This is a genomic window from Kutzneria kofuensis (genome assembly GCF_014203355.1).
GTDB classification, from domain to species: domain Bacteria; phylum Actinomycetota; class Actinomycetes; order Mycobacteriales; family Pseudonocardiaceae; genus Kutzneria; species Kutzneria kofuensis.
Genome location: NZ_JACHIR010000001.1, coordinates 20,634 through 33,854, shown reverse-complemented (window position 1 = coordinate 33,854; position 13,221 = coordinate 20,634). Strand labels below are relative to the sequence as shown.

The 13,221-nt window shown below is 71.5% G+C and carries 11 protein-coding genes; 10 read left to right on the top strand and 1 reads right to left on the bottom strand.

Going from position 1 to position 13,221, the window contains the following annotated elements; all coding sequences use genetic code 11:
• The first annotated feature begins 95 nt into the window (after positions 1-95).
• From BJ998_RS46940 to BJ998_RS00130, 8 genes are read left to right on the top strand one after another with little or no spacing between them, the layout of a single operon-like run.
• On the top strand, positions 96-911 hold the full coding sequence (locus BJ998_RS46940) for a glycosyltransferase family 2 protein (RefSeq protein WP_184857330.1): 816 nt from the start codon (positions 96-98) through the stop codon (positions 909-911).
• Positions 908-3,061 carry a glycosyltransferase gene (locus BJ998_RS48930; RefSeq protein ID WP_184857328.1) on the top strand — a complete coding sequence of 718 codons (2,154 nt, stop codon included), beginning with the start codon at positions 908-910 and terminating at the stop codon, positions 3,059-3,061. Before BJ998_RS46940 ends, BJ998_RS48930 begins: the two co-directional genes overlap by 4 nt.
• Positions 3,058-3,390 (top strand): hypothetical protein, encoded by a 333-nt coding sequence (locus tag BJ998_RS00155; protein WP_184857326.1) that lies wholly within the window; start codon positions 3,058-3,060, stop codon positions 3,388-3,390. The genes BJ998_RS48930 and BJ998_RS00155 overlap by 4 nt, the downstream gene beginning before the upstream one ends.
• The gene (locus BJ998_RS00150; protein WP_184857324.1) at positions 3,387-4,634 is read left to right on the top strand and encodes a lipopolysaccharide biosynthesis protein; all 1,248 of its coding nucleotides are present in this window, start codon (positions 3,387-3,389) and stop codon (positions 4,632-4,634) included. The genes BJ998_RS00155 and BJ998_RS00150 overlap by 4 nt, the downstream gene beginning before the upstream one ends.
• Positions 4,631-6,364: a hypothetical protein gene (locus BJ998_RS00145; RefSeq protein ID WP_184857322.1), complete on the top strand. Its 1,734-nt coding sequence runs from the start codon at positions 4,631-4,633 to the stop codon at positions 6,362-6,364. The genes BJ998_RS00150 and BJ998_RS00145 overlap by 4 nt, the downstream gene beginning before the upstream one ends.
• On the top strand, positions 6,361-6,897 hold the full coding sequence (locus BJ998_RS48410; RefSeq protein ID WP_184857320.1) for an acyltransferase: 537 nt from the start codon (positions 6,361-6,363) through the stop codon (positions 6,895-6,897). The genes BJ998_RS00145 and BJ998_RS48410 overlap by 4 nt, the downstream gene beginning before the upstream one ends.
• Positions 6,894-7,109: a hypothetical protein gene (locus BJ998_RS00135; RefSeq protein ID WP_184857318.1), complete on the top strand. Its 216-nt coding sequence runs from the start codon at positions 6,894-6,896 to the stop codon at positions 7,107-7,109. The genes BJ998_RS48410 and BJ998_RS00135 overlap by 4 nt, the downstream gene beginning before the upstream one ends.
• Positions 7,110-7,125: 16 nt before the next feature.
• Positions 7,126-7,287 carry a hypothetical protein gene (locus tag BJ998_RS00130; protein WP_184857316.1) on the top strand — a complete coding sequence of 54 codons (162 nt, stop codon included), beginning with the start codon at positions 7,126-7,128 and terminating at the stop codon, positions 7,285-7,287.
• On the opposite strand, the gene BJ998_RS00125 is transcribed toward BJ998_RS00130, so the two are convergent.
• Positions 7,284-10,736, bottom strand: coding sequence for an ATP-binding protein (locus tag BJ998_RS00125; RefSeq protein WP_184857314.1), 3,453 nt, complete (start codon positions 10,734-10,736; stop codon positions 7,284-7,286). The two genes, BJ998_RS00130 and BJ998_RS00125, sit on opposite strands and share 4 nt — an antisense overlap.
• A 152-nt stretch (positions 10,737-10,888) precedes the next feature.
• Here BJ998_RS00125 and BJ998_RS00120 point away from each other — a divergent pair, with 152 nt between their 5' ends.
• Positions 10,889-11,575, top strand: a complete 687-nt coding sequence (locus BJ998_RS00120; RefSeq protein WP_184857312.1) for a hypothetical protein — start codon at positions 10,889-10,891, stop codon at positions 11,573-11,575.
• Between the two features lie 190 nt (positions 11,576-11,765).
• Entirely contained in the window at positions 11,766-13,127 is a 1,362-nt protein-coding gene (locus tag BJ998_RS00115; protein WP_184857310.1) for an NAD-dependent succinate-semialdehyde dehydrogenase, read from the top strand.
• Positions 13,128-13,221: the final 94 nt, after the last annotated feature.

Genomic DNA, 13,221 nt, shown 5'->3' with positions numbered 1-13,221 from the left:
AGTTACATAACGTCACCTCTGGACGTCACGTTCACTCGTCAGCATTATTCGGGACATGCCGAGCCAGATCAGTTCGCCGAGGTAGGCCTGCACTCATGACACGAAGCACTCGCCCCACCGTGACCATCGTCGTCCCGGCCCGCAACGAGGCCCGCAACCTGGAACGGGTGCTGCCCGAGTTACCCGACGTCCACGAGGTCGTCCTGGTCGACGGGGACTCGGTCGACGACACCGTGGCCACCGCGCGGCGGCTGCTGCCCGGCATCCGCGTCGTCCGGCAGACCCGGCGCGGCAAGGGAAACGCGCTGGCCTGCGGCTTCCTCGCCGCGACCGGCGACGTGATCGTCATGTTCGACGCCGACGGCTCGGCCGACCCGGCGGAGATCCCGGCCTTCCTGGCCGCGCTGACCGCGGGCGCGGACTTCGCCAAGGGCACCCGCTACGGCGCGGCCGGCGGCAGCGAGGACATCACGCCGCTGCGCAGCCTCGGCAACGCCGGCCTCAACGGCATGTCGAACGTGCTGTTCGGGACCAGGTTCTCCGACCTGTGCTACGGCTACAACGCCTTCTGGCGGGACATCGTGCCGGTGCTGGACCTGCCGGCGATCGAGCGGGTCGCGCCGGCCGGCGGCATGCTGTGGGGCGACGGCTTCGAGATCGAGACGGTGATCAGCTGCCGGGTCATCGCGGCCGGGCTGACGATCACCGAGGTGCCCAGCGTGGAGCGCCGCCGCATCCACGGCGAGAGCAATCTGCGGACCTTCAGCGACGGCTTCCGGGTGCTCAAGACGCTGCTCGCCGAGCGGAGACGGGCGACGTTGCTCGGCCGGGCCCGCAGAGCGGGCATCACCACGCTGCGGCCGCACCTGCCGACGCCGCGCTTCGACCTGGCGGAGGACCGCGCGTCGTGACGGTCACCGTCGTCGTCTGCGCCTACACCGAGCGGCGCTGGCCCGACCTCGTCGCGGCCGTCGCATCCGTTGCCGCGCAGACGGTTCCACCCGACCAGCTGCTGCTGGTGATCGACCACAACCCCGCGCTGGCCGCCCGCGCCGAGGCGGAGATCGCCGGGGTGACCGTGCTGGTCAACACGAACCGCCGCGGATTGTCCGGGGCCCGCAACACGGCGCTGGCCCACGCGACCGGCGACATCGTGGTGTTCCTCGACGACGACGCGTCGGCGGCTTCGCCGGACTGGCTTGAACTGCTGCTCGCACCGTACGAAAATCCCCTGGTCGCGGCCGTCGGCGGTGCGGCGACACCGCTGTGGCCGGGCGAACGGCCGGCGACCCTGCCGGCCGGGTCGGACCGCGGCGAGCTGGACTGGGTCGTGGGTTGCACCTATACGGGGCAGCCGGTCCAGCTCGCCGAGGTGCGCAACCTCATGGGCTGCAACATGTCCTTCCGCCGCACGGTGTTCGAGGCCGTCGGCGGGTTCACCGAGGACATGGGCCGGGTCGGCGCCGTGCCGGTCGGCTGCGAGGAGACCGAGCTGTGCATCCGGCTCCGGCAGCGCGACCCGTCGGCGCGGATCGTGTTCGAGCCGCGGGCCCTGGTGCGGCACCGGGTCAGTGCGGACCGGCTGAGCTGGTCGTACCTGCGGCGAAGGTCGTGGGGCGAGGGCATTTCCAAGGCCGCGGTGTCCCGGCTGGTCGGTCCCGGGGACGCGTTGTCGACCGAGCGCGCGTACACCACCCGGATCATCCCGGCGGCGTTTCTCCGTGAGCTGGTGCGGCTGCACCTCGCCGGCGCGTTTGCGCTGGTCGTGTCGGTGCTGTTCGCGGCGGCCGGGTATGCGCGCGGCAAGTTCGGCCGTGCCGTCGCCACGGACCTCGGCGTGGTCTCGGTGGGGGAGTGGGACCGGTCGGCCGAGGAACCGCCCCGGTTTCCATACCCGGCACGGGTTCTGGTTCGTGACGGCGTGACCGTGCTCGGCGAGGTGACGGTCGCCGCCGGCGCGGAACCCGATGGGCTCTGGGACGTGCCGGCCACCGAGGACGCACGGACCGTCACGCCGTCGGTGACGGTGGTCGTGCCCAGCGCCGGGCGGCCGGAGCTGGCGACGCGGTGCGTGCGGTCGGTGCTGGCGACGGAGTATCCGCGGCTTGAGGTCATCGTCGTGGACAACCGGCCGGAGGTGCCTGCGCTGCGGGAACTCGCGGCTTCTGATGATCGCGTGCGGTACGTGGCCGAGCCGGTCCGGGGGTTGAGCAACGCCCGCAACCGGGGCGCGGCTGAGGCGTCGGGGGAGATCATCGCGTTCACCGATGACGACGCCGTGGTGGACCGGCTGTGGCTGGACCGGCTCGTCGCCGAGTTCGCCGATCCGGCCGTGGACTGCGTGACGGGCTTGGTGCTGCCGTACGCGCTGGAGACGCCGGCGCAGCAGTGGTTCGAGCAGTGGGGCGGCTTCGGCAAGGGCTTCCGCCGCACCAGGTTCGACGCGCACGGCGCGTCCGGCTCCGACGATGTGCGCACCGGGCCGCTGTATCCGTTCGCCGCCGGGCTGTTCGGCTCCGGCAACAGCATGGCCTGGCGGGCGGTGTCGTACCGGGAACTCGGCGGCTGCGATCCGCTGCTCGGCGCCGGCAGCGCGACGAAGTCCGGCGAAGACCTGGAGTTGTTCATCCGCCTCGTGCGCAGCGGCGGCGTGCTCGTCTACACGCCGCATGCCGTGGTGCGGCACGAACATCGGCGTGGCTTCGACGACCTCGTCGGCCAGATGCGGGGCTACGGCACGGGCTTGCTGCCGCTGTTCGCCGTGTACGTCGGTCGGCGGCCGGCCGAGCTGCTGGCCGTGGCCCGGCGGGTTCCGGGTGGACTTCGGCACTTCCTCGGCGGCGACTCGGCCCGCAATCAGGGCCGTGGCCATGACTTCCCGCCGGAACTGTCCAAAGCGGAGCTTCACGGCGTGCTCGCCGGCCCGTTCGCCTTGTTGCGAGGGCTGTTGACGGCGCCCAAGCGGCGGCTCGGACTGCCGGAGCCGCAGGCCACGGCGGCGGTTCGGGCGGCGGAGGAGACCGCGCCGACACCGCTGAAGTTGTTGCGGGGTGGCCGATGAACACCCTTCGCCGAACCGCGTGTGTCCTGATGGCCGTCGCCGCCTGCACCGCCCTGTCCGTGCTCATCGGCGTACCCGGGCAATGGCGACTGGCGCTGACTGTCCTCTTCGCACTGACCGTGCCCGGTTGGGCTATCGCCGCCTACGTCCGACCCTGGCGACAGTCCTATGTGTGGACGGTAGCTGTGGCGGTCAGCCTGGCGCTGTCGATCCTGCTCAGCCAGGCGATGCTGTCGCTGGGCTACTGGCACCCGGAACGGGCGCTGCTGGTGTTCGCGCTGGCGAGCATGATTCCGTTGGGGCACCACATCGTGCGGGGTGTGCGGTGACGGTCACGGTCTCCGACAACCGAATGGTGCGCGACGGGATCGCGCTCTCGGTCGGGGCCGCCTTCACGTCGGTGGCGGGCCTGCTGGGCTGGGTGATCTCGGCGCGGCTCGTGTCGACGGCGGAAGTCGGCCTGACGGCGGCGTTCACCTCGGGCTTCCTGCTGGTGTCGGGGGTGACGCAGGTCAGCCTCGGCCCGGCGGTGCTGCGCTGGCTGCCCCGCGCGGGCGGCCGCAGCGGGACGTTGCTGCTGCGCACGTACGGCGTGGTGATGGCCGGCGCTGTGCTGGGATCGCTGGTGTTCCTGGCGTTTCCGTCCGGGCACCAGGCGGCGGCAGCCGTGCCGGGCTGGGGTGCGCCGCTGTTCGTCGTGGTGACGCTGGCGTGGGCGGTGCTGCAGTTCCAGGACCCGGTGCTGACGGGGTTGGACCGCGCGGGCGCGGTGCTGGTGAAGAACCTGGGCTTCGGCATCGGCCGGATCGGCGTGCTGCTGTTGGCGGCTTCCCTCGGCGCACTGGGTATTCTGCTGTCCTGGGCGGTCCCGACGATCTTGGCGGTGCTGGGCGCGACGGTTGTGGTCGTCACGGCCTCGCGCCGACGGGGCCACTCGCAGCCCGCTGGTGTGCTGCCGGACCGACGTGAAGTGGTGGCTCTGCTGGGGCCGACCTATCTCGCCTCGATCGGCCAGTCGCTGATGTACTACCTGGTGCCGCTGATCGTCACGGCCCGGTACGGCCCCGCCCCGGGAGCCGTGTTCTTCGTGGTGTGGACGGCCGTGAACGCCGTCGACGTCGCGGCGACCGGATTCGTGAACTCGCTGGTGGTTCGTATCGCCGGCGAGCCCCACCGCGCAGGGGAACTGGTTCGCCTGGCCGGCAGTCGACTCGCCGTGCTGTTCGGCCCCTTGATCGTCATCGGCGTGCTGCTGGCCCACCCGCTGCTGAGCATCTTCGGCGCCGACTACGCCGAGCTCGGCAGCACGGCTTTGGTGCTGGTCCTCATCGGCTTCGCGCCCCGGCTGCTGATCCTGCTGGCGGTCGGCGTGTTCCAGGCCGACGGCCGCGGCCTGCCGGTGGCCGCGTTCCAACTGGCCGGCGCGGCGGTGATGCTCCCGGTGGCGGCGCTGCTGCCCACCGGCGGCCTGGTGCCGATCGCCGTCGGATTCCTGCTGGTGCAACTGGCCGTGGCCGCCGTCGCCGCCATCGCCCTGCGCCAACGACTCGCTCGTCAGGAGAGCGCTGCGTGACCCATTCGACCATCGAGCGTTCCACCGAAGCGCCGACACCACCCTCCACAACGGACTGGTGGCCGTTCGCGCTGACCGGCGCGGCGGTGCTGTGCTGGGCGTTCGGCTTTCGGGAGATCGATCCGACGACACTGGGCAGCCTCGGCCTGCTGCTCGCGCTGTCACCACTGCTGCTCGTGGCATATCCGTTGCTGGTGGCCGCGTTCGTCATCGAACTCACGCGAAACCGCCGGACGGCCGTGCTGACAACGATCACCGTCGTCGCCGTGCTGGCGGTGTACGGGCTGCAGCCCGCGGCGGAGCCGGTGGCCCGGCTGCCGGTCGCATGGCTGCACTCCGGCTTCGCCAACTACATCGGCGCGCACGGCGATGTCCTGCACAACTTCGACACGCGGTTCAGCTGGCCCGGGTTCTTCGCCCTGTTGGCGTTCCTGACCGAAGCCAGCGGCTTGCACGACACGTCTGCCCTGCTGAACTGGGCGCCGGTAGTGCTGTCCGGGCTGGCGGTGCTCGGCGTCCGCGCGATCGCTGTCGCCATCGTCGGGCCGGGACAAGCGTCCTGGATCGCCGCATGGATCTTCCTGGTGGCCAATTGGACCGAGCAGGACTACGCGTCGCCACAGGGAACCACGTACATCCTGCTGCTGGCGGCGCTGGCGATCACCTTCCAGCACCTGGTCAGCCCCAGCCCGCTGGCGCCGCGCCGCGCCGACGTCTGGCGGCCGCCGGCCCCGACCAACTCCGTCGGCGACCGACTGCGGGCCGAGGGACTCGTTGTGCTGATGGCGATGGCGCTCGCGCCGACCCACCAGCTCACCCCGTACATGTTGGGCGGCCTGCTGATCGTCCTGGTGTTGTGGGGACGGCTGTGGCCGCGCTGGCTGCCGGTCGTGGTGCTGGCGCTCGCGGTCGGCTGGTTCGTGTTGGCGGCACGGGAGTTCTGGATCGGGCAGCTGAGCGTGATCACCGGCTCGCTGGGTGACCTCAGTTCCTCGGTGAACCAGGGCATCGGCCAACGCTTCGTCGGCAACGCCGGCCGGCAGGCGATTCTCCTGACCCGCGTCGGCATCATGGGCGCGGCGGCGGCACTGGCCGGCTGCGGGGTGTTGGTCCTGAGGCGCAGCGGCAGCAAGTCACTGCTGTTGCCGGCGCTCGCGCTCGCCTCGTTCGAGTTGGCGGTGTTGCAGCCGTACGGCGGCGAGATCTTCATCCGCTGCTACCTGTTCGCGTTGCCGTTCTTCGCGACCCTCGGCGGCATCGCCCTCAACGCGCTCTCCGAGCGGGTTTTCCGTGCCATCACGGGAATCGCACTCGCCGTCGCGATGCTGGCCACCGTCACGGTCCGCGGCGGCAACGACTCGTACGTGGCGTTCACCAAAGCGGACATGGATGTCGTACAGAGGGCGTACGACCTCGCCCGCGACGGCCAGAGCATCGGCACCGTCGTGTCGTATGCGCCGCTGGAGTGGCAGCGCGTCGGCGATGTGCGCCAAGTGTCCGCCGAGGACGGTTGTGTCGTGTTCCCGAACCCCGAATCCTGCGTGTTGAAGGCCAACCTGGACTACCTCGTGATCAACCACGCCCAGGACGCCTACGGCACCGTCTACTTCGGAGCCCCACCCGGCTGGACGGCCAAGCTGGCCGACCAACTGATCGCCGACGGCCGCTATGACCGCGTCTTCGCGGAGGACGGCAGCCAGTTGTTGGCCCGTAAGGAAGGAACACGATGAGCCTGGCTCGGCGACTCGTCCGCGAGGCCGGCATCGACCTGTGGGCGGCGACGCTCGGCGTGCTGGTCAACACCGTGCTCGGCAGCAACGTGGTGCCGAGGCCGCTGCGCTGGCTCGGCTACCGGTTGTTCGGGGCGCGCATCGCCACCCCGAACATCTTCCCCGGCGCCAAGCTGCTCGGCCCGATGCGGCACGTCCGGATCGGCGCCGGCACGTTCGCCAACCGCGAGCTCTACCTCGAAGCGGTGGCCCCGATCGAGATCGGTCGCGACTGCCAGCTCGGGCCGCAGGTGATGATCGTGACCTCGCACCACGACCGCACCGCCGACGGAGGCGTGTCCAAGGTGCCGCGCGGCCGGGCCGTGAAGATCGGCGACCGGGCGTGGATCGGGGCCCGGGCGATGATCCTGCCCGGCGTCACCCTCGGCGACGACGTCGTGATCGGGGCCGGCAGCGTCGTCGCCCGAGACTGCCTCGAACCCGGCGTCTACGTCGGCTCCCCGGCCCGGCTCGTCGACAAGGTGGCCCGATGAGCGAGACGACCTTCGTGGTGCTGGCCGCCGTGTTGGGTCCACTGTGGCTCGCGATCATCGTCACCCGGACCGTGCTGGCCGAGCGGGCCGCCGAGCCGGGCGTGCCGCTGGCCCGGCCGCGCCCGGTGCGGCTGCTCGACCTCGCCGGGCTGGTCCTGGGCGCGGTGCTGTTCCTCGCGCTGATCGGCAGGATGATCGCCGCCCTGGCGTGACCCGTATGCTCTGGCCGTGGCAACGGTTTCGACGTGCGTCTGCGGTCATGCGCCGGCGGCGCACGAGCACTACCGGCCGGGCAGCGACTGCGCCCTGTGCGACTGCCCGCGCTTCCGTGACGTCAACGAGCCCACAACCTGGTGGACCCGCCTGAGGAGACTGCTCGGCGGACGCTAGCCGCGCACGGCCGCCTCGGCGCGCCGGATGTCCCAGGCGGCGCCGAATCCCCGATACAGCTCAAGGCATTCCGCCAGCACGGCCTCCGCCTCGTCGCGACGATCGGTCGCGGCGAGCAGGATCGCGCGTTCCTCCAACGTCTGCGCGAGCTCGAACACGCGGCCCACGGCCCGGTAATGCGTCGCCACCGGCACCAGCGCCTCGGCGTCCCGCTCGATCACGGCCCGACAGCGCTGCGCCGCGGCGGCGGCCCGGGCCGCGGTCGTCTCGCGGTGCGCCTCCGCCTCGCACGCGGCGACAGCCTCCCGCGCGGTTGTCATATCGCCGTTGTCGATGGCCATGCGCACCAGCTCCGGCAGCCACTGGTGCCGCAGCATCATGCCCTCGTACCTGGGGTCGAGGATGATGCCCAGCTCCGCGACGGCGTCGTCCAGCCGGCCCTCGCGGGCGGCGGCCATGGCCTTCGCGGCGATGAGGAAGTCGTTGTTCTCCCGCTCCGCCTCACTCACCACGGGCAGGGTGAGCCCGGTCCGCAGGTGCCGGTTGACGCGCTCGGCGTCGTCACGGTGCGCGGCGATGAGCGCGCCGCAGCCGTGCAGCAGCAGCACGGGGCCGCCCTCGCGCAGGCCGTAGCCGGTGAAGTCGGGGGAGTCGTCGAGCGCCGCCGCGAGGTCGCGCTGCGCCTCGTCCCACTGCCCCAGCCAGTACCGGTGCACCGCGCCCGCGACGTGCAGGCCGGCCAGCGGCGCGCCGTGGCCGGCGATCTCGAACGCCATCCGCAGGTCCTCGCCGGCCTCGTTCAACCGGTCCAGGCACTGCAGCGTGAACATGCGGTTGTCCAGCAGCACCAACCGCAGGTCGGTGAGGCTGATGTCGGTGCCGACGATGTCCATGGCCCGGTTGAGGTACTCGACGCCGCGCGCGTAGTCGCGCCGCACCGCCTCCACCTGCCACAGCACCTCCAGCGACTGCCCCACGGAGAAGGCGTCGCCGACCTCCTCGCCTACCTCCACGGCCCGCTGCGCCGTCTCCCGCGACAGCTCCAACTCGCCCGCGCCGGCCCGCTGCACCAGCGCCAACAGCGACAGCAGCCGGGCCCGCCACAGCTGCGGCAGCGCCGGGTCGGCCAGCGCCTCGTCCAGCATCGCCACCGCGCGCTCCGCCTGCGACGCCCGGTACGGCACGTACGCCAGCACCCAGCGCACCTCCGCCGCCAGGTCGGCGTCGGTGAGGTGCGGCAGCGCCTTGCGGCCCCACTGCTCCGCCTCCGCGTCACGCCCGATCCGGAACAGCACGCTGGTCAGGTGCGCCATCAGCGCCGCCCGCCGCGTCTCGTCGATGTGCACGGTCTCCAGCACGCGCTGCAGCAGCTCCACCACGACCAGCGGCGCACGGTGGTGCAGGACCGGCGCGGCCTGCTCCAGCCACTTCGCCGCCCACGGCCCCATGCCGGCCTCCGCCGCCAGCAGCTGCTCGGCGACGTGCTCCTCGGGCACGCCGGCGTCCGCGAGCGCCTGCGCCGCCTGGTAGTGCAGCGCCACCCGCAGCGCCTCCGGCGTGCCCTCGTACAGGGACTGCCGGATCAGCGGGTGCCGGAACGCCAGCCGCAGGCCCGCGTCGCGCAGCACACCCGCCGCGATCGCCTCCTCGAACGGCTGCACCAGCGCCGACACCGGCTTGCCGACCACAACCGACAGGTCGACCACGCCGAACTCGCCGCCGAGCAGCGCCGCCCAGCGCAGTACCTCGCGCGTCGCCTCCGACAGGAAGCCGAGCCGGCCGGTCACCGCCTGCACCAGCGACGCCGGCACCCGCGCGAACGCCTCCGGCTGCACCTCCGCGCGGTCGGCGCCGACCTGCACGACCCGCTCGCGCACCAGGGCGTCCGCCATCTCACGCAGGTACAGCGGGTTGCCGCCGGAGCGCCGTGCGATCTCCCGCAGCCGCGGTCCCGGGGGCGCGCCGACCAGCGTGCCGACCATGCCGGCCACGGCGTCCACCGTGAGCGGGGCCAGCCGCAGCACCGCGCCGCCGAGGCTCTCGGTGTCGCGGCGCAGCTGGTCCACCTCGGGTCGTTGGTGCGCCGGCCGCGTCGCGCCGATCAGCAGCAGCGGCAGTTTGGCCGTGAGCAGGCACAGCCGGTGCCAGACCTCCAGGCTGGACTCGTCCGCCCATTGCACGTCGTCGAGCCCCACCGCCAGCGGGCCGTCCGCGCACAGCTCCTCCACCAGCGCCACCAGCCGGTCGATGGTGCTGAAGATGCTGTTGCCGCCGCCGACGATCGACTGGTTGGCCTCGCTGTCGCGCAGCGCGTGCGCCAACGCCACGCGGCGCGGGTCCGTCGACTGTGGCGTCACGTCCAGGCAGTCCAGCATCGCGCGCAGCGGGAACCGCTGGCCCAGCGTGTCCGCCACCGCGTGCGACACGCTGCAGCCCGCCCACTCGGCGTAGGCGAGACCGGCCGCGAGCAGGGCGGACTTGCCGATCCCCAGTTCGCCCTCGATCCACACCGTCTGGCCGCGACCGGCGCTGACCTCTGTCACCGCCGCACGCAGCGCGTCCATCTCCACGTCACGGCCGACCAACGACGGTGTCGGTGGCGGGGTAGTGGGCGTCGGCATCCGGATCGGGACCGCCTGCACGGGGATCGGCGGGGCCGCGTCGAGCAGCAGGGTGGGGTCGTTGGCGAGGATGCGTTCGTGCAGCTCCTGCAGCTGCGGTCCCGGCTCCACGCCCAGCTCGTCGATCAGCACCTGTCTGGCCTCGCGGAACGCCGTCAGCGCCTCCGCCTGCCGCCCGCAGCGGTACAGCGCCAGCATCAGCAGCGAACGCGGCCGCTCCCGGATCGGGTACTCGTGCACCAGCGCCGCGATGTCCGCCACCGCCGTCGTGTGCTGGCCGTTCGCCAGCGCCGCCTCCGAGCGCAGCTCGCGCGCCACCACCCGCAGCTCGCCCAGGCGGTTGCGCTGCGACTGCGCGTAGGGGCCCGTCACTCCCGAGAACGCCTCGCCTTGCCACAGCGCCAGCCCCTCGTCGATGGACCGCAGCGCCGCCGCCGCGTCACCCGCCGCGAGCTGGTGCTCGGCGCGGTCCCGCAGCAGGTTGAACTCGACGACGTCCAGATTGGTCGGCGCCAGCAGCAGCCGGTATCCCGCCCCCTCCGACGGCAGCAGCCCCGACGACTCGCGCCGCCCCCGGTCCGGTTCCAGCGCTTTCCGCAGCGACGAGATGTACGTGTAGAGGCTGCCTTCGACCGTCGCCGGCGGGTTCTCGCCCCACACGCCGTCGATGAGTTCCTCTCGGGAGACGACCGTCGACGTGCGCATGGCGAGCATCGCGATGACGGCCCTGGGCAGCGGCGAGCCCAGGGTGACTTCCCTGGTCCCGACCCAGAGGCGCACCGGCCCGAGCAGCTTTGCCCGCAGCTCGGGTGTCGGTTGACTCGTCATCAGGTTTCACTCCGCCGTTCGCTGGTCACGATCACCGCACAGTGTCACGTATCGGGCAGCGCATGTGCCACAGCGGCCGCTCTGTAGACGGCGTCGAGAGCGTTTGGAGATCGGACGGAGACCCTGTCGTCGTGGGTGGATGTGGATTGTGCGTGGAGGCCGGGGGTGCGGTGGCGGGGTTGGGCAGCGGCCGGCAGGACGGGCATGCTTTTCTGACCGCTCGGACGACGCTGGGGGATGTCGTCGGTTTCTCCACCGCCTGCTTCACGCCGCCGGAGTTCCCGGTGGCCGCCCTGGCGTGCCAGGCGCACGGCGGCAACGCGGTGGAGATCGTGTGCGGGGAATCCACTCGTCTGGATGCTCTCGTGCACGCCTGCGACCAGCTCCGCCGGCACGGCCTGCGCCCGTCGGTGCACGCCTTCGGCTCCGTCGAGCACCTCGTCTCCTTGAACGTGCCCGTCGTCGTCCCCGCCGACCTCGCCTCCGGTTCCCTCACCCGGCTGGTCCTGCTCCGCAACACCGGCGACCCCGATCTCGTGGACAAGGCCCTGGCCGCCCACCCCACTGCCTCGTTCTGCCTCGACGCCTCGGTGGCTTTCGCCGCCGGCGGCTTCATCCAGCTCAAGTCGCTGGCGTCCCGCCACGCCGACCGCCTGTCCCAGATCAACGTCGGCGCCGACCCGGACGCGGTGGACCTCGTCCGCACCTGTTTCGACGCCGCCGGCCGCGCCGTGCCCGTCATCCTCGAACGCCCCGGGTCGCTGTGGTCGGAGTCCTTGTCCTGCGATGTGGAGCGACTCCGCGCCCTGGCCCGCCGTTTCCTCACTCCGTACCGCTGAGGTCGACCTCCCGCCAGACGAACCGCCGCCTCCGGTGCTCGTCGTCGTCGGCGAACCCTGTGAACGCCTTGGTCACCTCCCCGCGGAAGGCCTGTCTCCAGTCGATCCTCCGACGGCATCACAGCGACACCATCCTGCATACGGTATACAGTAGTCACCACGGTGTGAGTGAACGGAGGCGCGCGTCCCCATGTACACAGTCACCAACCCCGCCACCGGCGAGCTGGTCGAGGAGATCCCGAACGCGACGGACGAGGAGGTCGATGCGGCGATCGCCCGCGTGCACAACGCCTTCCCGGCCTGGCGTCGCCTCCCGGCCACCGACCGCGCGAAGATCGTGCTGCGCGCCGCCGAACTGTTCGCCGAGCGCGCGGACGAGCTGGCCGAGATCATGACGCTGGAGATGGGCAAGCGGATCAACGAGGGCCGCGGCGAGGTCGGCGTGGTGGTCGACATCTTCACCTACTACGGCCAGCACGGGCCGGACCTGATCGCCGACCAGCCGATGACCATCCGCGGCGGCAACGCCGTCATCCAGAAGACGCCGCTCGGCGCGCTGCTGGGCGTGATGCCCTGGAACTTCCCCTGCTACCAGGTGGCCCGCTTCGTCGCCCCGAACCTCGTCCTCGGCAACACGATCCTGCTGAAGCACGCCTCGATCTGCCCGCGCTCGGCCCGAGCCATCGAGCAGATCCTGCACGACGCCGGCGTCCCCGAGGACGTCTACGTCAACACCTTCGCCTCCAGCCGTCAGGTCCCGGCGATCCTCGCCGACCCCCGCATCCAGGGCGTCTCCCTCACCGGTTCCGAACAGGCCGGCATCTCGGTGGCCGCCGAAGCCGGCCGCAACCTGAAGAAGGCCGTCCTCGAACTCGGCGGCTCCGACCCGCTGATCGTCCTCGACACCGCCGACATGGACGAGACGGTCGCCAGGACGGCCACCGCCCGCATGCGCAACTGCGGCCAGTCCTGCAACGCCCCCAAGCGGATGATCGTCCTCGCCGACATCTACGACGAGTTCGTCGACAAGCTCACCAAGCGCGTCGCCGACTACTTCAAGCCCGGCGACCCGATGGACCCCGACACCAAGCTCCCCCCACTCGCCTCGATCGCCGCCCGCGACGAGGTGGCAGCCCAAATCGCCCAGGCCGTCGACCAGGGAGCCACCCTCCGCACCGGTGGCCACCCCGTCGACGGCCCCGGCGCCTACCTCGAGGCCACCGTCCTCACCGACGTCACCCCCGAGATGAACGCCTACTACGAGGAGATCTTCGGCCCGGTGGTCCTCGTCTTCCGCGCGGAGACCGAGGAGCAGGCGATCGAGATCGCCAACGACTCGCCGTTCGGCCTCGGCGCCAGCGTCTGGGGCACGGATCCGGAGCGCCTCCGCCGGGTCGCTGAGCAGATCGACGCCGGCATGGTCTACCTGAACAGCGCCGGCGGCTCGCAGGCCGACCTGCCGTTCGGCGGCATCAAGCGGTCCGGCATGGGACGGGAGCTGGGACCGGCCGGCATCGAGGAATTCATGAACCAGAAGTCCATCCGCCTCTAGTCCATTCGGGTAACAACCGGCGGACCTTCGTTCCGGAACACATCCGCTGTGGCGATTTTTGCGTGAGTCAAGGCATCCGAACGAGGGAGGGTGC